The sequence below is a fragment of the Kosakonia sp. genome, from assembly GCF_032104925.1.
Lineage (GTDB): Bacteria > Pseudomonadota > Gammaproteobacteria > Enterobacterales > Enterobacteriaceae > Kosakonia.
Map to the genome: position 1 here is coordinate 28,464 of NZ_DAMCGF010000018.1, position 21,587 is coordinate 50,050.

A 21,587-nucleotide genomic window follows, 5' to 3' on the forward strand; every position below is an offset into this window, starting at 1 on the left:
ATCAGTCCAGGGGCGTGAGTGTCGCAGCCAGTTCGTCTACCGTCAGCGCACAGAAAGCGGAGCGTACACGAAGTACGTGAGCATTTCGAGCACTGCCGGCAGGCGAAATGGCAAGTAAACCAGCCCCTTTTAATCACTACAAACGCATGGGCATGACAACATAGGCTGCGCTTTGACTCGCCGCATCCTCAATCTGCACACTCGAAACCGAATCGGTCAGCAGAATGCGCACATTTTCGCATTTCAGCGCATTCAGTACGTCCAGCACGTAGCTGACGTTAAAGCCGATTTCCATTTCGCTCCCGCCGTAGGTGACGTCGAGAAACTCTTCCGCTTCTTCCTGCTCCGGGTTGTTGGCGGTGATTTTGATCTGATTCTCACTGACATACAGACGCACGCCGCGGAATTTCTCGTTAGAGAGGATCGCCGCACGGGCAAATGCTTGTTTCAGCGAATCGCAACCCGCTTCGAGGGTCTTGTCCGGGTTTTTCGGCAATACGCGGCGATAATCCGGGAAACGGCCATCAACCAGCTTGGAGGTAAAAATGAAATCGCCAACGTGCGCACGGATGTTATTGCTGCCAATCTGCACGCGCAGCGGCGTATCACCGCCGTCGAGCATACGCATCAGCTCAATCACCCCTTTACGCGGCACGATCACCGAATGATTCGGCAGCGCCTGACCAATCGGCATTGAGCAGACTGCCAGACGGTGACCATCAGTCGCAACCGTGCGCAGCTCTTCGCCTTCGGTTTCAAACAGCATGCCGTTTAAGTAGTAACGCACATCCTGATGCGCCATCGAAAACTGCGTCGCTTCGATCAGGCGTTTCATGGTGGCCTGCGGAAGCGTGAACTCTACTTCGCTTTGCCAGTCGTCCAGATTGGGGAAATCTGCAGCAGGCAGAGTGGAAAGAGAGAAACGGCTGCGCCCGGAACGGATCAACATACGCTCGCCTTCCAGCTGCACAGCGATTTCAGCGCCTTCCGGCAGACCGCGACAGATGTCGAAGAATTTACGCGCCGGTACGGTGGTCGCTCCCTGTTCATGCGGCTGGACTAATGCAAGACGCGCCACCATCTCCATTTCGAGATCGGTGCCGGTCAGCGACAACGCGCCTTCAGTAACCTGAAGCAGCAGATTACCGAGGATAGGCAACGTCGGACGTCCGCCCAGCGGGCCGCTAACCTGTTGCAGCGGCTTTAATAAGTGTTCACGTTCAACGGTAAATTTCATAGCGTCACGAAGATAATGTTCTGATTAAATTGGAAAAATCTTCTTTGATATCATGGCTTTCTTCACGCAACTGCTCAATCTTACGACAGGCGTGCAGCACGGTAGTATGGTCGCGACCACCAAATGCATCGCCGATTTCCGGCAGACTGTGGTTGGTCAGCTCCTTTGCCAGCGCCATCGCCATCTGACGCGGGCGGGCTACCGAACGGGATCGACGCTTCGACAGCAGATCCGCTACCTTGATCTTGTAATACTCCGCCACCGTCTTCTGAATATTGTCGATGGTGACCAGTTTTTCCTGCAACGCCAGCAAATCGCGCAGCGCCTCACGGACAAAATCGATAGTAATCGCGCGGCCAGTAAAGTTGGCGTTGGCGATAACGCGGTTCAGCGCCCCTTCCAGCTCACGCACGTTAGAGCGCAGGCGCTTAGCAATAAAGAAGGCCACTTCACCCGGCAGACGAATATCGTTTTCGTCGGCCTTTTTCATCAGGATCGCGACGCGAGTTTCCAGCTCCGGCGGCTCGATCGCCACCGTTAACCCCCAGCCGAAGCGGGATTTCAGACGATCCTCAACGCCGTTGATCTCTTTTGGATAACGATCCGACGTCAAAATGATCTGCTGATTGCCTTCAAGTAAGGCGTTAAAGGTGTGGAAAAACTCTTCCTGGGATCGTTCTTTATTGGCAAAGAATTGAATATCGTCGATCAGCAGGGCGTCAACGGAGCGGTAGTAGCGTTTAAACTCTTCGATCGCATTGTTTTGCAGGGCTTTTACCATGTCCTGGACAAAACGCTCGGAGTGCATATACACCACTTTAGCGTTGGGCTTTCGCGCCACAATGCCGTTACCCACCGCATGCAACAAGTGCGTTTTACCGAGACCGGTTCCGCCATATAAAAACAACGGGTTATACGCACCGCCGGGGTTGTCCGCTACCTGACGAGCCGCCGCACGAGCAAGCTGGTTAGACTTACCTTCAACGAAGTTATCAAAGGTATGTTTCACGTTAACGTTTGAGCGGTAGGTCGGTTCCGCCGGCGCCGGGACATTATCCCAGCCAGGGCGAGCTGCCGGTGCCGCACGCTGCACCACCACTTGCGCCGCCTGCGCGGGCGCAGCGACAACAGCAGGTTCTTTCAGGGTCTGGCTAACCGGGCGGGTGCCCACTTCAAAACGCAGCTGCGGAACATCCGTGCCGCAGAAATCATTCAGCAGCCCGTTGATATTATTAAGGTATTTGTCCCTAACCCAGTCGAGGACAAAACGGTTTGGCGCATACAAAGCCAGCGTGTTATCGCTCAGTTCCGCCTGCAATGGGCGTATCCACATGCTAAATTCTGTGGCTGGTAACTCATCCTGCAATCGGGCAAGACACTGCTGCCAAAGCGAAAGTGACACGGCGGACTCCACTCGAACGAAAATCGATAAATAGTAAAGACAGAAACATTAATGTTTTTTGACACACGTCGATAAGACCCAACCGGGTGACGTGCGAACCGCTATTTACGGTTTTTTGCCCTGCTCACGATCCTGGATCGCGATCGGGACCGCGGATCATAGCGTAAACCGCGGCAGAGATCTTGTGTTTCTCACAGATTCTTCACTATTTATCCACAGGGCGATTCGGAATCGGGTAAGTGTAAACGATCCAACCAGACGTGCGAGACGATTTACGCCGCATATTGGAAAATTTAATGAGTAACGCCGATTTATTGCTTAAACGATCTAATGAAGATCCAGGAGGATCCTTGCGCTTTGCTGTTGGCTCCGTATAATTCTGCCCCCGGCGCGTGTTGCTCTTGTTGGGCGTCGAATGCTGCTTATTTTTTGTGCGGATCTGTGCAAAAATAGGAGCGCAATAAGGAAAGAGAATTGACTCCGGAGTGTACAATTATTACAATCCGGCCTCTTTAATTACCCATGGCTTGCGCGCCAGTCGTTCGATATCCGTTCAGGCATACGCAAAAGTCAGTGAATTTATTCAAGTTTAGGTAGAAACCGCCATGAAACGCACTTTTCAACCGTCTGTACTGAAGCGCAACCGTTCTCACGGCTTCCGTGCTCGTATGGCTACTAAAAATGGTCGCCAGGTTCTGGCTCGTCGTCGCGCTAAAGGCCGCGCACGTCTGACCGTTTCCAAGTAATAAAGCTAACCCCTGAGTGGTTAAGCTCGCTTTTCCCAGGGAGTTACGTTTGTTAACTCCCACTCATTTCACTTTCGTCTTCCAGCAGCCACAACGGGCTGGCACGCCGCAAATCACCATCCTCGGCCGCCTGAATTCGCTGGGGCATCCCCGTATCGGTCTTACCGTCGCCAAAAAAAACGTCAAACGCGCCCATGAACGCAATCGGATTAAACGTCTGACGCGTGAAAGTTTCCGTTTACGCCAGCATGAACTGCCGGCAATGGATTTTGTGGTGGTGGCGAAGAAAGGGGTTGCCGACCTCGATAACCGTGCTCTCTCGGAAGCGTTGGAAAAATTATGGCGCCGCCATTGTCGCCTGGCTCAAGGGTCCTGATAGCCCTCATTCGGGTCTATCAACGCCTGATTAGTCCGCTACTCGGGCCGCACTGCCGTTTCACCCCAACCTGCTCTCACTATGGAATTGAGGCATTGCGCAGGTTTGGAGTGATAAAAGGCAGTTGGTTGACAGTGAAACGCGTATTAAAATGCCACCCTTTACACCCGGGTGGAGACGATCCCGTCCCGCCAGGACCTTCTAAAACCAGAGAACACTAACGATGGATTCGCAACGCAATCTTTTTATCATCGCTTTGTTGTTCGTGTCTTTCATGATCTGGCAAACGTGGGAGAAGGATAAAAATCCTCCTCCGGCGCAGCAGCAGACCACGCAGACTACGACCACCGCAGCGGGTAACGCAGCCGACCAGGGCGTTCCGGCCAGTGGCCAGGGGAAACTGATTACGGTTAAAACCGATGTGCTCGAGCTGACCATCAACACCCGTGGTGGTGATGTTGAGCAGGCACTGCTTCCGGCTTACCCGAAAGAGCTGGGTTCCAGCGAGCCGTTCCAGCTGTTGGAAACCACCCCGCAGTTTATCTATCAGGCACAGAGTGGCCTGACAGGTCGTGATGGCCCGGATAACCCGGCGAACGGCCCACGTCCGCTGTATAACGTGGAAAAAGATGCGTTTGTGCTGGCTGATGGCCAGAACGAGCTGGCTATCCCGCTGACCTATACCGATGCGGCTGGCAACACCTTCACCAAAGTCTTCACCCTGAAACGCGGTGAATACACGGTGAACGTCGGCTATAACGTGCAGAACGCCAGCGAAAAACCGCTGGAAGTGGCAGCCTTCGGTCAGTTGAAGCAATCCATCAATTTACCGACTCACCGTGATACCGGCAGCAGCAACTTTGCGTTGCATACTTTCCGCGGTGCGGCTTACTCGACGCCAGACGCGAAGTATGAGAAATACAAATTCGACACCATCGCCGATAACGAAAACCTGAACGTCAGCTCCAATGGCGGCTGGGTTGCGATGCTGCAACAGTATTTCGCTACAGCGTGGATCCCGAGCAGCAACAGTGCCAATAACTTCTACACCAGCAATCTGGGTAATGGCGTGGCCGCTATCGGCTACAAATCCCAGCCGGTTATTGTTCAGCCTGGTCAGACTACCGCGCTAAACAGCACCCTGTGGGTTGGCCCGGAGATTCAGGACAAAATGGCTGCTGCGGCACCGCACCTGGATCTGACCGTGGATTACGGCTGGTTATGGTTCATCTCTCAGCCGCTGTTCAAACTGCTGAAATGGATCCATAGCTTCCTCGGCAACTGGGGCTTCGCCATCATCGCCATCACCTTTATCGTACGTGGCATCATGTACCCGCTGACGAAAGCGCAGTACACCTCCATGGCGAAAATGCGCATGCTGCAGCCGAAAATTCAGGCGATGCGTGAGCGTTTAGGCGATGACAAACAGCGTATGAGCCAGGAAATGATGGCGATGTACAAAGCGGAGAAAGTGAACCCACTGGGTGGCTGTTTCCCGCTGCTGATTCAGATGCCAATCTTCCTCGCGCTGTACTACATGCTGATGGGTTCCGTTGAGCTGCGCCACGCGCCGTTCGCCCTGTGGATCCACGACTTGTCCGCGCAAGACCCGTACTACATCCTGCCGATCCTGATGGGCGTAACGATGTTCTTCATTCAGAAGATGTCGCCGACCACCGTGACCGACCCGATGCAGCAGAAGATCATGACCTTTATGCCGGTCATCTTCACGGTGTTCTTCCTGTGGTTCCCGTCAGGTCTGGTGCTGTACTATATCGTCAGCAACCTGGTGACCATTATTCAGCAGCAGCTGATTTACCGTGGTCTGGAGAAACGTGGTTTGCATAGCCGCGAGAAGAAAAGCTCCTGACAGTAAGTCATAGCTCTACGGAAGGCGGTCAACTGACCGCCTTTCTTATTTTGAGATTTCGGAAAATAAACCATGAACCACAACGACACGATTGTCGCCCAGGCAACCCCACCGGGACGCGGTGGCGTGGGCATCCTGCGTATTTCAGGCAGCAAAGCACGCGATGTAGCGCAGGCGGTGCTGGGCAAGCTACCGAAACCGCGTTATGCCGACTATCTGCCGTTTATGGATGTCGACGGCACCGTACTGGACCAAGGCATTGCGCTGTGGTTCCCCGGCCCGAATTCTTTCACCGGTGAAGACGTGCTGGAGCTGCAAGGCCACGGCGGCCCGGTGATCCTCGATCTGCTGTTAAAACGCATCCTGACGCTGCCAGGGCTGCGTATCGCCAATCCTGGCGAGTTCTCTGAGCGCGCATTCCTTAACGACAAGCTCGACCTGGCGCAGGCTGAGGCAATTGCCGACCTGATTGATGCCAGTTCTGAGCAAGCGGCACGTTCGGCGGTTAACTCATTGCAGGGCGCATTTTCCGCCCGCGTGAATCACCTGGTGGAAGCACTTACTCACCTGCGCATCTACGTCGAAGCGGCAATTGACTTTCCGGATGAGGAGATCGATTTCCTCTCCGACGGCAAAATCGAAGCGCAACTGAATAACGTTATTGCCGATCTGGACGCCGTACGCGCCGAAGCGCGCCAGGGCAGCCTGCTGCGCGAAGGGATGAAGGTCGTTATTGCCGGACGCCCAAATGCCGGAAAATCGAGCCTGCTGAATGCGCTGGCCGGACGCGAAGCGGCAATCGTCACCGATATCGCCGGCACCACTCGCGACGTACTGCGCGAACATATTCATATCGATGGTATGCCGCTGCATATTATCGATACCGCCGGGTTGCGCGAAGCCAGCGACGAAGTGGAACGCATTGGCATCGAACGCGCCTGGCAGGAGATCGAACAAGCCGACCGTGTGCTGTTTATGGTGGATGGCACCACTACGGATGCCGTTGACCCGGCGGCGATCTGGCCCGATTTTATTGCCCGTTTGCCAGCAAAACTACCGATTACCGTGGTACGCAATAAAGCGGACGTGACCGGAGAACCGCCTGGCATCAGTGAAGTGAATAATCACTCACTGGTTCGCCTTTCAGCGCGAACCAGTGAAGGTGTGGAGGTGTTACGCCAGCATCTTAAACAGAGCATGGGTTTTGACACCAACATGGAGGGGGGCTTCCTGGCGCGTCGTCGTCATTTACAAGCGCTGGAAACGGCCGCAGAGCATTTGCAACAGGGCAAAGCACAGCTGTTAGGTGCATGGGCTGGTGAATTGCTTGCCGAAGAGCTACGCCTGGCACAGCAGAACTTAAGTGAAATCACCGGCGAGTTTACCTCGGACGATTTGCTGGGGCGCATTTTCTCAAGTTTCTGTATTGGTAAGTAATGACATGGCGGCCGTTTTAACGGCCGTTTGTGTTACTACGGTGGATTTTCCTAAAGTGTTTCGGATCAGCGAAAGAAAGTGTAAATATCCCCGTTAGGACTTTTCAGATGCGAATTTCCGCATTAAAACCTATGCAGTATGGGCGATAATATTGATTATCGATTCGATCAACTCAGACCATTATCACGGAGAGAAAAATGGCGACGCACTTTGCTAGAGGGATTCTGTCAGAAGGGCATCTCATCTCTACCCGATTACCACTAACCTGCCACGATACGGCGCGCCAGCTTCCTGAACACCGCCGCTCACGCTTTCTCGCTTCCCGCGCGTTACTCGCCGAAATGCTGTTTATGCTGTACGGCGCGAGTGAACTGCCGGAAATAGAAGTTGAGCCGAGCGGAAGACCGAGGTTTGTCGACAGCAGCCTGCCGCATTTCTCACTGGCATATGCCGGGAACATGGTCGGTGTGGCTATCACCACCGAAGGCGAATGCGGGCTGGATATGGAGTTACAGCGCGCAACGCGGAGTTTTCATAGCCCGCACGGCCATAAACACACGTTCACCAATAATGAACAGTTGTGGATCAACAACCAAAACGATGCTAACGAAGCGCAAACCCAGCTTTTGACCATTCGCCAGAGCGTAATGAAATTGCTGCACCAGATGCAGGATGAGCCGGGCCAGCTACAGTTATTGCCAGGCTCCGGGCGTCTTCGCACTGCGCAACTGTCGCAGGTGGAAGTGATGTGTGACGCGGAAGATGTATTAATTTGGTCGGTCGCCGTGAGCCCGGCAATCGAAAGCCTGAAGATCTGGGAATTCGACAGTCAAAAAGGGTGGCGTTATCTTTCTGATGTGCAAACGCGCGCTAACGATCCCGCATCCCGCTTAATGCGATTCACCAGCCTGCCTGCGGAAAAAGCGCTGATCCTTAATTGATCCCTACACAGGAGTCATTATGTCTGCTGAACTTAAGGTTGTGACACTTCTCGGAAGCCTGCGCAAAGGCTCATTCAATGCCATGGTTGCACGCACGTTACCGAAACTCGCTCCGGCAGGAATGGAAGTAACGCCGCTACCTTCTATTGCTGATATTCCGCTGTATGACGCTGATATTCAGCAAGAAGAAGGTTTCCCGCAAAGTGTGGAAGCGATCGCGGCACAAATCCGCGCTGCGGACGGCGTGGTCATTGTGACGCCTGAGTATAACTACTCCGTGCCTGGCGGCCTGAAGAACGCCATCGACTGGTTATCGCGTCTGCCTGAGCAACCGCTGGCTGGAAAACCGGTGTTGATCCAGACCAGTTCAATGGGCGCGATTGGTGGTGCTCGCTGCCAGTATCACTTACGCCAGATCCTGGTATTCCTGGATGCGATGGTAATGAACAAGCCGGAGTTTATGGGCGGCGTGATCCAGAACAAGGTGGATCAGCAAACAGGAGAAGTGGTTGATCAAAGTACGCTCGACCATTTGACCGGGCAGCTAACGGCGTTTGGTGATTATATTCAGCGCGTTAAGCGGTAGTGGTAAATCCCTCTCCCTTGCGGGAGAGGGAGAAAGATTAATGCGCGTCAATAAAGATGATTTTCAGCAGGAACAACACCGCAACCACCAGAACACACGGGCTCAGATCGCGCAGACGACCAGTGCCGATCTTCATCACACAGTAAGAGATAAAGCCGAGCGCAATACCTTCAGTAATTGAGAAGCTAAACGGCATCATCACGGCAGTGATGAATGCAGGCACGGCTTCTGTCATATCTTCCCATTTCACGCGCGCCAGGCTGGATGTCATCAGCACACCAACGTAAATCAGCGCACCAGCAGCGGCATAAGCCGGAACCATGCCCGCCAGCGGCGACAGGAAGATAACCAGCAAGAACAGCAGACCAACCACCACCGCGGTCAGGCCGGTACGCCCACCGACAGAGACACCCGAAGACGATTCGATATAAGCCGTCACGGAAGAGGTGCCGATAAACGAACCTGTCACTGAAGAGATGCTGTCAACGAACAGCGCCTGCTTCATGCGCGGGAATTTGCCGCTCTCATCCACCAGCCCGGCTTTATCCGTCACGCCAATCAGCGTACCGGAAGAGTCGAACAGGTTAACCAGCATAAACGAGAAAATCACACCCGCCAGACCGATATTAAACGAACCGGCCAGATCAACGTTGCCGACAACGGACGCCACGCTCGGCGGCGCGGAAACGATGCCGTGGTACTGCACATCACCCATCAGCCAGCCCAGCAGCGTTGTCACAACGATAGAGATCAGCACCGCGGCGTGAATGTTGCGCGACGCCAGAATCGCGATGATAAAGAAACCGAGCACACCCAGCAGAACACTGTGAGACGTCAGGTTGCCAATGCTCACCAGCGTCTCTTTGTTGGCGACGATAACACCGGCGTTTTTCAGCCCCATCATGCCAATAAACAAACCGATACCGCTGGTAATACCAACACGCAGGCTCACCGGGATATTGGCAATCATCCAGTAACGAACGCGGAAAATAGTCAGCAGCAGCAAACCGACCGCGCCCCAGAAAATTGCGCCCATGCCAATCTGCCAGGAGAGGCCCATCGCGCCAACGACCACGAACGCAAAGAAAGCATTCAGGCCCATGGCCGGCGCCAGTGCGACCGGCAAATTCGCCACCAGCCCCATCAGAATGCTGCCAAAAGCAGCAATCAGGCAGGTTGTCACAAATACTGCGCTGGTATCCATTCCGGCGACGCCCAGAATCTGGGGGTTAACAAAAACGATATACACCATCGTCAAAAACGTCGTGAAACCGGCGATCACCTCAGTGCGTGCCGAAGTGCCGTGCTCGCGCAGTTTAAACACGCGGTCAAGCAACCCCTGGCCTGAAGCCTGGGTAGTGTGTTGTTGGCTCATTATCAATTTCCGGAATAGGAGGGAAAATTCGTCGCTATCCTATACCAAAATGAGACAATGTTGACGGTTATCACACACTTTTTTTCATTGAATTTGCTTATACGGCAACGATTGCGTCCCGTAATCTGCGTTAAGTAAACGTTAAACTTGCAATAAAACAGGAAATGGCATGTCCCACATTGAAGCGGTATTTTTCGACTGTGACGGCACCCTGGTCGACAGTGAAGTAATTTGTTCCCGCGCGTACGTGCATATGTTTGAAGCGTTTGGTATTTCGCTCGATCTGAACGAGGTTTTTAAACGATTTAAAGGTATGAAACTGTATGAAATCATCGATGTTATCGGCGAGGAGTACGGTAAACCGCTGGATAAAAGCGCGCTGGAGCCGGTGTATCGCGCGGAAGTAGCGCGTCTGTTTGACAGCGAGCTGGAAGTGATTGCCGGAGCGAATGCATTGCTGGACGCGGTGGCGATTCCGATGTGCGTCGTGTCTAATGGCCCCGTCAGCAAAATGCAACACTCTTTGGGCAAACTTGGAATGCTACATCACTTTCCTGAAAAACTGTTTAGCGGCTATGACATCCAACGCTGGAAGCCCGATCCGGCGATAATGTACCATGCAGCTAAAGCGCTTAATGTCGATCCGGCAAACTGTATTCTGGTGGATGATTCCACCGCCGGGGCGCAATCTGGTATCGCGGCAGGGATGGAAGTATTTTACTTCTGCGCCGATCCGCATAACAAACCCATCGACCACCCAAAAGTGACTATGTTCACTGACCTGGCGCAGTTGCCAGAGCTGTGGCGCGCTCGCGGGTGGCATGTTACGCGTTAATCTAAACCACTAAACAGGATGTTTTTATGGCCCAGACACATCGCCCTCTACCGGTATTTAAATATCACCCGCAGCCTCTGGAAACCGGGGTGTTCTCTGAAGACAAAACGGTCACCTGCGCCTGCTGTCAGCAGCCGACCAATGTCTACTACACCAATCCGTTCTATACCCAGCAAGATGTCGATTACCTCTGCCCATGGTGTATTGCTGACGGTGCGGCCGCAGAGAAATTTGGCGGCAGCTTTCAGGATGAATCCTCTCTGGAGGGTATAGAAAGCGAGTTCGACGACGAAGGCGAATTTACCGGCTTTAAAAATCCCTGGCCGGAAGCCAGCGTGATTGAATTAACCGAAAGAACGCCGGGATATTGTGGCTGGCAGCAGGAATTCTGGCTGGCGCACTGTAATGATTTTTGCGCCTTCGAGGGTTACGTTGGCTGGAAAGAGATTGCCGACAAGCTGGACCAATTTGCCGATCTGCGGGCCGACTGCGATGCTTTCGGCATTGATTACGAGAAGCTCCCCGAATACCTGCTCGACGGCGGTGATTGCCAGGGTTATCTCTTCCGCTGCCTGCATTGCGGGAAACTTCGCTTGTGGGCCGATTTATCCTGATGGAAAACGACAGGAGCACAACAGATGCCTGAATTACTTGCACGTTACCAGGGTTGCCTGCTCGGGCTGGCCGCAGGTGATGCAGTTGGTACCACGGTGGAGTTCAGCGCGAAGGACTCCTTTCCACCCGTGAAGGGGATGGAAGGCGGCGGCCCGTTTCATTTACAGGCCGGGCAGTGGACTGACGATACCTCAATGGCGCTGTGCCTTGCGGAAAGCCTGGTTACCTGTAACGGGTTTGACGCAAAGGATCAGATGAACCGTTATTTGAACTGGTGGAAGTGGGGCTATTTAAGCTCTACAGGTCACTGTTTTGATATCGGCATGACCGTTGCCAGCGCGCTGCAGAAGTTCGCCAATGATGGTGAGCCGTTTGCCGGTTCCAGCAACCCGCGAACGGCCGGCAACGGCTCACTGATGCGTCTGGCGCCTGTGGTACTGTGGTTCTTTCCGGATCAAGCGCAAGTGCTGGAATATGCACAAGCCTCTTCACGCACGACGCACGCAGCGCCGGAAGCACTCGCCAGCTGCCGTCTGTTCGCGCAACAGCTTATGAATGCCTTGCAGGGCAAAAGTAAGCAGGAAACGCTGACCGATATCGCGCAGTTGCCGGAGCAGGAAAACCTGCGCCACATCGCTGAGGGTTGCTATCTGCAAAAAAACCGGGCGGAGATTTTTGGTACCGGTTACTGCGTGCAGAGCCTGGAAGCGGCGCTGTGGTGTTTCGCCAAAGGTAACGACTTTGAAGAAACCATCCTGCTGGCCACTAACCTCGGCGATGATGCGGATACTACCGCCGCCATTGCCGGACAACTGGCTGGCGCGTTCTACGGGGTAAACGGCATTCCGCAAACGTGGCGTGACAAACTCTGGCAGTATGAGGATATAGATAGGCTGGCAAGAAAGCTGCTGGCAAAATCGGCCTGAAAAAAACCCCCTCGTCGCTGAGGGGGTTTTCACATCACTCTTTGGGATCTTTTCCCGCCAGCAGTTTATCCAGTTCATCGCCGCCAACGTGACGGAAATCCTGCCCCTTCACGAAGTAGAAGATGTATTCACAGATATTCTGGCAACGGTCGCCGATACGCTCGATGGAACGGGCGCAGAACAGCGCGGTCAGCACGCTCGGAATGGTGCGGGAATCTTCCATCATGTAGGTCATTAACTGACGCACAATGCCTTCATATTCCTGATCCACTTTTTTATCTTCGCGGTAGATACGCACCGCTTCGTCCAGATCCATACGGGCGAAAGCGTCCAGCACGTCATGCAGCATCTGCACGGTGTGGCGGCCCAGCGATTCAAGGCTTACCAGCAGCGGCTGATGTTGCTGGGAGAATTTTTCCAGCGCGGTACGGCAGATTTTATCCGCCACGTCGCCAATACGTTCCAGCTCAGCGATGGTTTTGATGATCGCCATCACCAGGCGTAAATCGCTCGCCGTCGGCTGACGCTTAGCAATAATGCGCACACAGGCTTCATCGATGGCTACTTCCATCATATTGACCTGCTTGTCACCCTCAACAACGCGCTTAGCCAGCTCGCTGTCCTGGTTGTGCATGGCGGTGATCGCATCAGAAAGCTGCTGCTCCACCATTCCACCCATGGTCATTACCTGAGTGCGAATGCTTTCCAGCTCAGCGTTGAACTGCCCGGAAATGTGTTTGTTAAGGTTGAGATTGTCCATGGTGCACTCCAAATGCCCGACAGATTTCACGTTGTAACAGGGTTGCTGAGACCTTTATGGCTCGGCAAATCAACCATAGCGCCCGGTAATGTAGTCTTCCGTTTGCTTCTTCTTCGGCTTCGTGAACAGATCATCTGTATTGCTGAACTCAATCAACTCACCGAGGTACATAAATGCCGTGTGATCGGAACAGCGCGCCGCCTGCTGCATGTTGTGCGTTACGATAACAACGGTGTAATCCTGTTTCAGTTCCGTAATCAGCTCTTCGATACGACCGGTTGAGATCGGGTCGAGCGCTGAACAGGGTTCATCAAGCAACAGCACTTCCGGGCGGATCGCGATACCACGGGCAATGCACAGACGCTGTTGCTGACCACCGGAGAGAGAGTACCCGCTCTGGTGCAGTTTATCCTTGGTTTCGTTCCATAATGCGGCCTTAGTCAAAGCCCACTGCACACGCTCGTCCATATCCGGGCGTGAAAGCTTCTCAAACAGGCGCACACCGAAAGCGATATTGTCGTAAATCGACATCGGGAACGGCGTTGGCTTTTGAAACACCATCCCTACTTTCGCGCGTAGCAGCGCAATATCCTGCGTGTTAGTCAGAATATTGTCGCCATCCAGCAGGATCTCGCCTTCCGCGCGCTGCTCAGGATAGAGCTCAAACATTTTATTAAACGTACGCAGCAGCGTGGACTTACCGCAACCCGACGGCCCGATAAACGCCGTCACCTGATTTTTGGCAATATCCAGGCTGATGTTTTTCAGTGCATGGAATTTGCCGTAATAGAAGTTCAAATCGCGAACCTGAATCTTGCCCGGCGTCGTTTCAACCATACTCATTTATCTCTTTCCTCAACTCGACGCCGCTTTCGCCGCGTCGCAAAAATTAACCGTGTTTACTCTTCGCGAAAATGACGCGCGCCAGAATATTTAACAACAGTACGCAGAGAGTGATGATCAGCACCCCGGCCCAGGCCAGCTGCTGCCACTCGGCAAACGGGCTCATAGCGAATTTGAAAATCGTCACCGGCAAGTTAGCGATAGGCTGCATCATATCGGTGCTCCAGAACTGGTTGGAGAGCGCGGTAAACAGCAGCGGTGCCGTTTCACCCGCAATACGCGCAACAGCCAGCAGCACGCCGGTCATAATCCCGGAAACCGAGGCTTTCAGGGTAATGGCAGAAATCATCTTCCATTTCGGCGTTCCCAACGCGTAAGCCGCTTCGCGCAGGCTGTCCGGCACCAGTTTCAGCATGTTTTCCGTAGTACGGATGACAATCGGCACCTGTAACAGCGCCAGCGCAATCACACCGGCCCAACCGGAGAAGTGCTGCATCTGCGCGACAACGATGGTGTAAACGAACAGGCCAACCACGATAGAAGGCGCTGAAAGCAGGATGTCGTTGATAAACCGAATAATTTCAGCCAACAGTGATTTACGGCCATACTCCGCCAGATAAATCCCAGCCATAATGCCCAGTGGTGTACCGACAACCGTCGCCCAGAGAATTAACAGACCGCTGCCCGCCAGAGCGTTAGCCAGGCCACCGCCCGCCGTATTTGGCGGCGGTGTCATTTCGGTAAACATCGCCAGCGACATACCATCAAAACCGCGGGTAACCGTCGACAGCAGGATCCAAATCAACCAGAACAGACCAAAGGCCATCGTCGCCATCGACAATGTCAGGGCAATGCGGTTTTTCAGACGGCGGCGCGCCTGCATTTTGCGACGCGATTCAGCCAGTTGCGCGGTACTTTGCATTTCAAGCGTAGCCATTAGCGTGCCCCCTCGTTTTTCGCCAGGCGCATGATCATAAATTTAGAAATGGCCAATACGATAAAGGTGATCACGAACAGGATAAGCCCCAGTTCCATCAATGCCGCGACATGCAAGCCCGATTCGGCTTCGGCAAACTCATTCGCCAGCGCAGAGGTAATACTATTACCAGGCATAAACAGTGAAGCACTGTCGAGCTGGTAGGTGTTACCGATGATAAAGGTCACCGCCATGGTTTCACCCAGTGCGCGCCCCAGCCCCAGCATTACGCCACCAATCACCCCGTTTTTGGTAAATGGCAACACGATACGCCAGATAACCTCCCAGGTGGTGCAGCCAATGCCGTAGGCCGACTCTTTCATCATCACCGGGGTTTGTTCGAATACATCGCGCATTACCGCCGCAATGTACGGAATAATCATAATGGCGAGGATCACCCCGGCAGCCAGAATGCCGATACCAAATGCGGGGCCGGAAAACAGCGCGCCGACAAATGGAATATTAGAAAGGACATTGCCCACCGGCTCCTGAAAGTAAGTCGCGAACAGCGGAGCAAAAATAAACAGCCCCCACATGCCGTACACAATACTCGGGATCGCCGCCAGCAGTTCAATAGCAATACCCAGCGGGCGTTTCAGCCAGTTTGGCGACAGCTCCGTCAGAAACAGCGCGATACCAAAACTCACCGGAACCGCGATAAGTAGCGCTATGACCGAGGTAACAATGGTGCCGTAAATCGGTACCAGCGCCCCGTAGACGTCATTCGGCGCATCCCACTCTTTGGTCCACAGGAAAGAAAAACCAAACTTCTGAATGCTTGGCCATGAGGAGAAAATCAGGGACACGATAATGCCGCTGAGCAGCAATAACACAATCAGCGCAGCCAGTCTTACCAGTGCGCTGAATAACATGTCGCCTTTTTTACCCGGGGGATTAAATGCCGGCTTGGTTGCAGCCATAAATTACTCTTCAGTTTAACGTCTTACGAATTTGCCCGCAGGCACTTGCGCTTGCCGGCCTACAGAAGATCTGTAAGGCGGATGGTGTAAGCGCCATCCGCCATGTTCTTCAAAAACCAGTACTTAGTACAGTGCTTTACCGCTGCTGTCTTTCACGTTGGCTTTCCAGGCAGCGCGAACTTGTTCAACAACGCTATCCGGCAGGGTTGCGTAGTCGAGATCGTTAGCTTGTTTGCCGCCTTTTTTGTAGGCCCAGTCAAAGAATTTCAGCACTTCCGCGCCTTGCTCAGGTTTAGCCTGCTCTTTATGCACCAGAATGAACGTGGTGGAAGTGATTGGCCACACGTCCGCACCTTTCTGGTTAGTCAGGTCCTGTGCGAAAGACTTGCTCCAGTCGATATCTTTAGCCGCGTTGGAGAAACTGGTTTCCGTCGGGCTAACCGCTTTACCATCGGCAGAGAGCAGCTTGGTGTAGGTCAGGTTGTTCTGCTTAGCGTAAGCATATTCAACGTAACCGATAGAGCCCGGCAGACGCTGAACGAACGCGGCGATACCGTCGTTACCTTTACCGCCCAGACCGGTCGGCCAGTTAACGGTAGAGCCAGAACCGACTTTAGATTTCCACTCTTCGTTCACTTTCGCCAGGTAGCTGGTGAAAACGAAGGAGGTACCGGAACCATCAGCGCGGCGAACCACAGCGATGTTCTGTGAAGGCAGTTTCAGGCCTGGATTGAGTTTGGCAATAGCCGCGTCATCCCATTTTTTGATATTACCCAGATAGATATCACCCAGGGTCTTGCCGTCCAGCACCAGTTCACCGGATTTAACACCCGGAACGTTGATTGCCAGCACGATACCGCCGATCACAGTCGGGAACTGGAACAGGCCTTCCTGAGCCAGTTTGTCGTCAGCCAGCGGGGCATCGGACGCACCGAAATCAACAGTTTTAGCAGTAATTTGTTTAACGCCACCAGACGAACCGATACCCTGGTAGTTAATCTTGTTACCTGTTTCTTTCTGGTAGGTATCAGCCCATTTGGCATACACCGGCGCCGGGAAAGTTGCGCCCGCGCCTGTCAGGCTGGCAGCTGCGTTTACAGCAAATGCACTCAGAGAAAAGGTCGCGGCGACAACAGTTGCGACAGTGGTACGCATAACGTTCATAATGTCTCCTGCAAGAATCGTAAATCGTTGTTTAGTGGCTACGATGAGCAAAATAGGACACTTTGATGACAGTTATATGCAAAGATTGTTACTGTTTGATGACAGCAACGGATTGCGGCCAGATTTAACGAATTCAGGATGATTTATCAGCGAGATAAAAAAGTTGATGACGATAAAATGTCAGCAAGATTTTAGTTTTATGACATTAAAAACGTAGCTGAATCTGACAAGAAGTCCTAACAAAACGCGAGAAAAAGCCACCGCTTATCACTTTATTTACGCCTGGATTGCGTCAACGCCTGACGCCGGAATTGGGCTATTTTTAGCGATACACGCCACTGCACTAATTTCGTGAGTTCCGGCCCATTCATCACTTTCCGCGTCAGCCATAACAGAACCATACTACTCCCCCAAAAAACCAGAGACAGTGCGGAAAACGGAGCAATGAGAAGCCATCCTGCCACTGGCACGTTGCAAACACATAACAGCAACCAGACAGCCAGGAATAATTTTAAGGAGAGCGTGCGCCCTTTTTCTACGCCGATGAGCGCCACGACCAGGACTAAAAATACCGCTACACCTGCGATGAAACCCAGGCCACCAATGGCGGTTTTCACCGTCAGCGCAAGGCAAACATAGCTTAGTAACAAGGCATAAAACACCACCGTTACGCTGCCATAAAATGTCATCCCGCCTCTGCCTGCAGGATAAGCCTTTGGCATCTCTTTAAATGCCTCCGCCGCCAGCTTCAACTGTGCCAGCTTGCGACCGGCTATTCCCGCATCAACACCCCGGCAATAATTGATGAGTGCAAGCAATCTTGCACCTGCCATTTTTTCCAACAAACTCATGGCTATCCTTAAAAAAAGAGGCTGCCATCAGGCAACCTCTCTCTACACTATGACAAGCTTAAGACCTTATTCCACAGTAACCGATTTCGCCAGGTTACGCGGCTGATCCACGTCGGTGCCTTTGATCAGCGCAACATGGTAAGCCAGCAGTTGCAGCGGCACGGTATAGAAGATTGGCGCGATCACCTCTTCTACATGCGGCATATCGATAATGTGCATATTGTCGTTGCTGGTGAAACCGGCATCCTGATCGGCAAAGACATACAGCACGCCGCCACGGGCGCGAACTTCTTCGATGTTGGATTTCAGCTTTTCCAGCAGCTCGTTGTTTGGCGCAACGACAATCACCGGCATATCGGCATCAATCAGCGCCAATGGGCCATGTTTTAGTTCGCCTGCGGCATAGGCTTCGGCATGAATATAGGAGATCTCTTTCAGCTTCAGCGCACCTTCCAGTGCGATCGGATACTGGTCGCCACGGCCAAGGAACAGCGCATGATGCTTGTCGGAGAAATCTTCTGCCAACGCTTCAATGCGTTTATCCTGCGACAGCATCTGCTCAATGCGGCTCGGCAGCACCTGCAAACCATGAACGATATCGTGCTCAATGGCAGCATCCAGCCCTTTCAGGCGGCTCAGTTTCGCCACCAGCATCAGCAACACGGTGAGCTGAGTGGTAAACGCTTTGGTTGATGCAACGCCAATTTCCGTACCGGCTTTGGTCATCATCGCCAGGTCGGATTCGCGCACCAGCGAGGAACCCGGAACATTACAAATAGCCAGCGAACCCAGATAACCCAGCTCTTTTGACAAGCGCAGTGCCGCCAGCGTATCCGCCGTTTCGCCAGACTGCGACAGGGTGATCATCAGGCTATTACGACGCACCGCAGATTTGCGATAGCGGAACTCAGAAGCGATTTCGACATCGCACGGAACACCCGCCAGCGCTTCAAACCAGTAGCGGGAAACCATACCGGAGTTATAAGACGTACCGCAGGCAACGATCTGAATATGCTCAACTTTCGACAGCAGTTCGTTGGCATTCGGCCCCAGTTCGCTCAGATCAACTTCACCATGGCTGATACGGCCAGTCAGGGTGTTTTTGATGGCGTTCGGCTGCTCGTAGATCTCTTTTTGCATGTAGTGGCGGTAAATACCTTTATCGCCAGCGTCGTATTGCAGATTAGATTCGATATCAGGGCGTTTAACCTGCGCGCCAGATTTATCGAAAACAGTCACGCTACGGCGAGTCACTTCAGCAATATCGCCCTCTTCAAGGAAGATAAAGCGGCGGGTAACCGGCAGTAAGGCCAGCTGATCGGATGCAATAAAGTTTTCACCCATGCCCAGGCCAATAACCAGCGGGCTACCAGAGCGCGCTGCCAGCAACGTACCCGGATCGCGCGTATCCATGATGACAGTGCCATATGCCCCGCGTAACTGAGGAATAGTACGCAGTACAGCTTCACGCAGCGTGCCGCCCTGCTCCAGTTCCCAGTGCACCAGGTGCGCGATAACTTCGGTATCCGTTTCAGAAACAAACACATAACCGCGTGCTTTTAACTCTTCACGCAGCGGCTCGTGGTTTTCGATAATACCGTTATGCACCACCACAATATGGTCAGAAACATGCGGATGCGCGTTGCCTTCTGACGGTTCACCATGCGTTGCCCAACGCGTATGAGCAATACCGGTGCCACCATGCAGCGGGTGTTCTTCCGCCGCCTGAGAGAGCATCTGCACTTTACCAAGACGGCGCAGACGGGTCATATGACCTTGTGCATCAACCACCGCCAGACCAGCAGAGTCATAACCACGGTATTCCAGACGACGAAGGCCTTCGAGAAGGATTTCAGCTACATCACGTTGCGCGACTGCGCCAACAATTCCACACATATTTTTTGATTCCGATTTTGGCATTATGCCTTTTGTTGTCGGTCAACCTGTTTACACGTCATTCTTCGACGCTGCCTTTGTACAACGCGAATTATTGAGTGTAAGTGTCCGATTATCGGACTCCCCGAGCCTTGTAGAGAGTGGGGTTATTTTTATAGGTACTGCATGCGGGCGGGGGAATTATCTTTCCCCTCATCCCTGAAATCATTACTTCTTCTTCACCGGACGCTGCCAGCCCTGTTTTTGGACCTGCGGCACGCGGCTTAAAACCAGTTCATTTTCGTTAACGTTGCGCGTCACCGTGGTACCGGCGGCAATCGTCGCACCTTTACCGACTGTGACAGGTGCCACCAGTTGCGTGTCAGAACCAACGAAGACATCATCACCAATAATAGTTTTATGCTTGTTCGCGCCATCATAGTTACAGGTAATAACGCCTGCACCGACATTTACGTTGTCGCCAATTTCTGCATCGCCCAGATAAGTCAGATGGCCCGCTTTCGAACCTTTCCCCAGACGCGCTTTTTTCATTTCCACAAAGTTGCCGACATGCGCGCCAGCCAACAGTTCAGCGCCCGGGCGCAAACGCGCAAAAGGCCCGATGGTACATTCCGCTTCCAGACGAGCATCTTCCACAACGCTATATGGGCTGATTTCGCAATCGTCGCCAATTTCGCTGTTTTTCAGAACGCAACCGGCGCCAATTTTCACGCGATCGCCAAGCTTAACGTGACCTTCAATGATGACGTTAGCATCGATCTCGACATCCCGCCCGTGCTCCAGCGTACCGCGCAGATCGAAACGCGCAGGATCGCGCAGCATAACGCCTGCCAGCAGCAATTTTTCGGCTTGCTCAGACTGATAAGCGCGTTCCAGGCGTGACAACTGAAGACGATTGTTAACGCCTTCCACTTCGCTCAGACGCTGCGGGTGCACAGCGACGATTTCACGCCCTTCCTGATAAGCCAGTGCAATGATATCGGTGATGTAGTATTCACCCTGGGCATTATTGTTGGTGAGTTTACCAAGCCAGCGTTTCATATCGCCGCCATTGGCGATCAAAATACCGGTATTGATTTCGTTAATCTTACGCTGCTCTTCACTGGCATCTTTCTGCTCAACAATACCGGTCACAATGCCGTTTTCGCGCGTGATGCGGCCATATCCAGTAGGGTCATCCAGAACCACAGTTAACAAACCGATCCCACCTTGCGGTTTTGCAGCACGCAGACGTTCCAGTGTTTCCACCGAAATCAGCGGCACATCACCATAGAGCATGAGAATATCTTCGTCATCCGCAAAGAACGGTGCAGCCTGCTGCATCGCATGGCCAGTACCCAGCTGTTCAGCTTGCAGAACCCAATTGAGTTTATCGTCAGAAAGGCGTTGTTTGAGCAGATCGCCACCGTGGCCATACACCAGATGGACGTGATTCGCGCCAAGAACAGTTGCGGTATCAATGACATGCTGAACCATCGCTTTCCCTGCAAGCAGATGCAGCACTTTGGGAAGATCGGAATACATGCGTGTACCTTTGCCCGCAGCAAGGATCACCACACTCATTTTTGTGTTCAACATTTGCGTCCTGACTCTATTTTGGGAAAGAAGTAAACCTCTTTCGTGTTGAAAATTCTACATATTTTGTAGCATGAAATGGATTGCCGACGAAACGCTCAAGTTCCGCTATTTCAGGCCATTTGAAGACTATTTGGTGCGCAGAGTAAATCAGTTTGCCGCTGAAAAATAGCGCCATTTCCCGCTGGTGCTAATTCATACAATGAGTTAGCCATTATTCTCATCCTGAATAAAGATCGCACAAAAACAAAACGGC

Annotated in this window: 21 protein-coding genes; 10 read left to right on the plus strand and 11 right to left on the minus strand. The window is 52.9% G+C overall.

Going from position 1 to position 21,587, the window contains the following annotated elements; all coding sequences use genetic code 11:
- Positions 1-136: 136 nt before the first annotated feature.
- The gene (dnaN, locus tag RT644_RS22660) at positions 137-1,237 is read right to left on the minus strand and encodes a DNA polymerase III subunit beta (protein WP_065369723.1); all 1,101 of its coding nucleotides are present in this window, start codon (positions 1,235-1,237) and stop codon (positions 137-139) included.
- A 4-nt stretch (positions 1,238-1,241) separates the two neighbouring features.
- Complete coding sequence (gene dnaA / locus RT644_RS22665) at positions 1,242-2,639, minus strand: chromosomal replication initiator protein DnaA (RefSeq protein ID WP_017458072.1); 1,398 nt, start codon at positions 2,637-2,639, stop codon at positions 1,242-1,244.
- A 605-nt stretch (positions 2,640-3,244) separates the two neighbouring features.
- Between dnaA and rpmH the strand changes: the two genes are divergently transcribed.
- The 7 genes from rpmH (at position 3,245) to RT644_RS22700 (ending at position 8,595) form a co-directional block, all read left to right on the plus strand.
- Positions 3,245-3,385 (plus strand): 50S ribosomal protein L34, encoded by a 141-nt coding sequence (gene rpmH / locus RT644_RS22670; RefSeq protein WP_000831330.1) that lies wholly within the window; start codon positions 3,245-3,247, stop codon positions 3,383-3,385.
- A 16-nt stretch (positions 3,386-3,401) separates the two neighbouring features.
- Positions 3,402-3,761 carry a ribonuclease P protein component gene (rnpA, locus tag RT644_RS22675; RefSeq protein WP_017458071.1) on the plus strand — a complete coding sequence of 120 codons (360 nt, stop codon included), beginning with the start codon at positions 3,402-3,404 and terminating at the stop codon, positions 3,759-3,761.
- Entirely contained in the window at positions 3,725-3,982 is a 258-nt protein-coding gene (gene yidD, locus RT644_RS22680) for a membrane protein insertion efficiency factor YidD (RefSeq protein ID WP_017458070.1), read from the plus strand. Before rnpA ends, yidD begins: the two co-directional genes overlap by 37 nt.
- A 2-nt stretch (positions 3,983-3,984) precedes the next feature.
- Positions 3,985-5,631, plus strand: coding sequence for a membrane protein insertase YidC (gene yidC / locus RT644_RS22685; RefSeq protein ID WP_020455848.1), 1,647 nt, complete (start codon positions 3,985-3,987; stop codon positions 5,629-5,631).
- A 72-nt stretch (positions 5,632-5,703) separates the two neighbouring features.
- The gene (gene mnmE, locus RT644_RS22690; protein WP_313628223.1) at positions 5,704-7,068 is read left to right on the plus strand and encodes a tRNA uridine-5-carboxymethylaminomethyl(34) synthesis GTPase MnmE; all 1,365 of its coding nucleotides are present in this window, start codon (positions 5,704-5,706) and stop codon (positions 7,066-7,068) included.
- A gap of 197 nt (positions 7,069-7,265) precedes the next feature.
- A complete protein-coding gene (locus tag RT644_RS22695) occupies positions 7,266-8,009 on the plus strand; it encodes a 4'-phosphopantetheinyl transferase family protein (RefSeq protein WP_020455850.1) in 744 nt (247 codons plus the stop codon).
- Between the two features lie 19 nt (positions 8,010-8,028).
- Positions 8,029-8,595, plus strand: a complete 567-nt coding sequence (locus RT644_RS22700; protein WP_020455851.1) for an NADPH-dependent FMN reductase — start codon at positions 8,029-8,031, stop codon at positions 8,593-8,595.
- Between the two features lie 37 nt (positions 8,596-8,632).
- On the opposite strand, the gene RT644_RS22705 is transcribed toward RT644_RS22700, so the two are convergent.
- Positions 8,633-9,970 (minus strand): NCS2 family permease, encoded by a 1,338-nt coding sequence (locus RT644_RS22705; RefSeq protein WP_020455852.1) that lies wholly within the window; start codon positions 9,968-9,970, stop codon positions 8,633-8,635.
- Between the two features lie 169 nt (positions 9,971-10,139).
- Here RT644_RS22705 and yieH point away from each other — a divergent pair, with 169 nt between their 5' ends.
- From yieH to RT644_RS22720, 3 genes are read left to right on the plus strand one after another with little or no spacing between them, the layout of a single operon-like run.
- Entirely contained in the window at positions 10,140-10,805 is a 666-nt protein-coding gene (yieH, locus tag RT644_RS22710) for a 6-phosphogluconate phosphatase (protein WP_045507322.1), read from the plus strand.
- A 26-nt stretch (positions 10,806-10,831) separates the two neighbouring features.
- Positions 10,832-11,419, plus strand: coding sequence for a PF03691 family colicin E2 tolerance protein CbrC (gene cbrC, locus RT644_RS22715; protein ID WP_020455854.1), 588 nt, complete (start codon positions 10,832-10,834; stop codon positions 11,417-11,419).
- Positions 11,420-11,443: 24 nt separating this feature from the next.
- Entirely contained in the window at positions 11,444-12,346 is a 903-nt protein-coding gene (locus RT644_RS22720; RefSeq protein ID WP_313628226.1) for an ADP-ribosylglycohydrolase family protein, read from the plus strand.
- Between the two features lie 34 nt (positions 12,347-12,380).
- Here the strand turns inward: RT644_RS22720 and phoU are convergent, their stop codons facing one another.
- From phoU to glmU, 8 genes are all read right to left on the minus strand, one after another.
- Positions 12,381-13,106 (minus strand): phosphate signaling complex protein PhoU, encoded by a 726-nt coding sequence (phoU, locus tag RT644_RS22725; protein ID WP_017458061.1) that lies wholly within the window; start codon positions 13,104-13,106, stop codon positions 12,381-12,383.
- A 69-nt stretch (positions 13,107-13,175) separates the two neighbouring features.
- Positions 13,176-13,949: a phosphate ABC transporter ATP-binding protein PstB gene (gene pstB / locus RT644_RS22730; protein ID WP_017458060.1), complete on the minus strand. Its 774-nt coding sequence runs from the start codon at positions 13,947-13,949 to the stop codon at positions 13,176-13,178.
- Positions 13,950-13,995: 46 nt separating this feature from the next.
- Positions 13,996-14,886: a phosphate ABC transporter permease PstA gene (gene pstA, locus RT644_RS22735; RefSeq protein ID WP_017458059.1), complete on the minus strand. Its 891-nt coding sequence runs from the start codon at positions 14,884-14,886 to the stop codon at positions 13,996-13,998.
- Complete coding sequence (pstC, locus tag RT644_RS22740) at positions 14,886-15,845, minus strand: phosphate ABC transporter permease PstC (protein WP_017458058.1); 960 nt, start codon at positions 15,843-15,845, stop codon at positions 14,886-14,888. Before pstC ends, pstA begins: the two co-directional genes overlap by 1 nt.
- A gap of 123 nt (positions 15,846-15,968) precedes the next feature.
- Complete coding sequence (pstS, locus tag RT644_RS22745) at positions 15,969-17,009, minus strand: phosphate ABC transporter substrate-binding protein PstS (protein WP_020455856.1); 1,041 nt, start codon at positions 17,007-17,009, stop codon at positions 15,969-15,971.
- A 272-nt stretch (positions 17,010-17,281) separates the two neighbouring features.
- Positions 17,282-17,860, minus strand: a complete 579-nt coding sequence (locus RT644_RS22750) for a hypothetical protein (RefSeq protein ID WP_160271452.1) — start codon at positions 17,858-17,860, stop codon at positions 17,282-17,284.
- Positions 17,861-17,926: 66 nt separating this feature from the next.
- Positions 17,927-19,756, minus strand: coding sequence for a glutamine--fructose-6-phosphate transaminase (isomerizing) (gene glmS, locus RT644_RS22755; RefSeq protein ID WP_313628230.1), 1,830 nt, complete (start codon positions 19,754-19,756; stop codon positions 17,927-17,929).
- Between the two features lie 207 nt (positions 19,757-19,963).
- On the minus strand, positions 19,964-21,334 hold the full coding sequence (gene glmU / locus RT644_RS22760) for a bifunctional UDP-N-acetylglucosamine diphosphorylase/glucosamine-1-phosphate N-acetyltransferase GlmU (protein WP_313628232.1): 1,371 nt from the start codon (positions 21,332-21,334) through the stop codon (positions 19,964-19,966).
- Positions 21,335-21,587 lie beyond the last annotated feature (253 nt).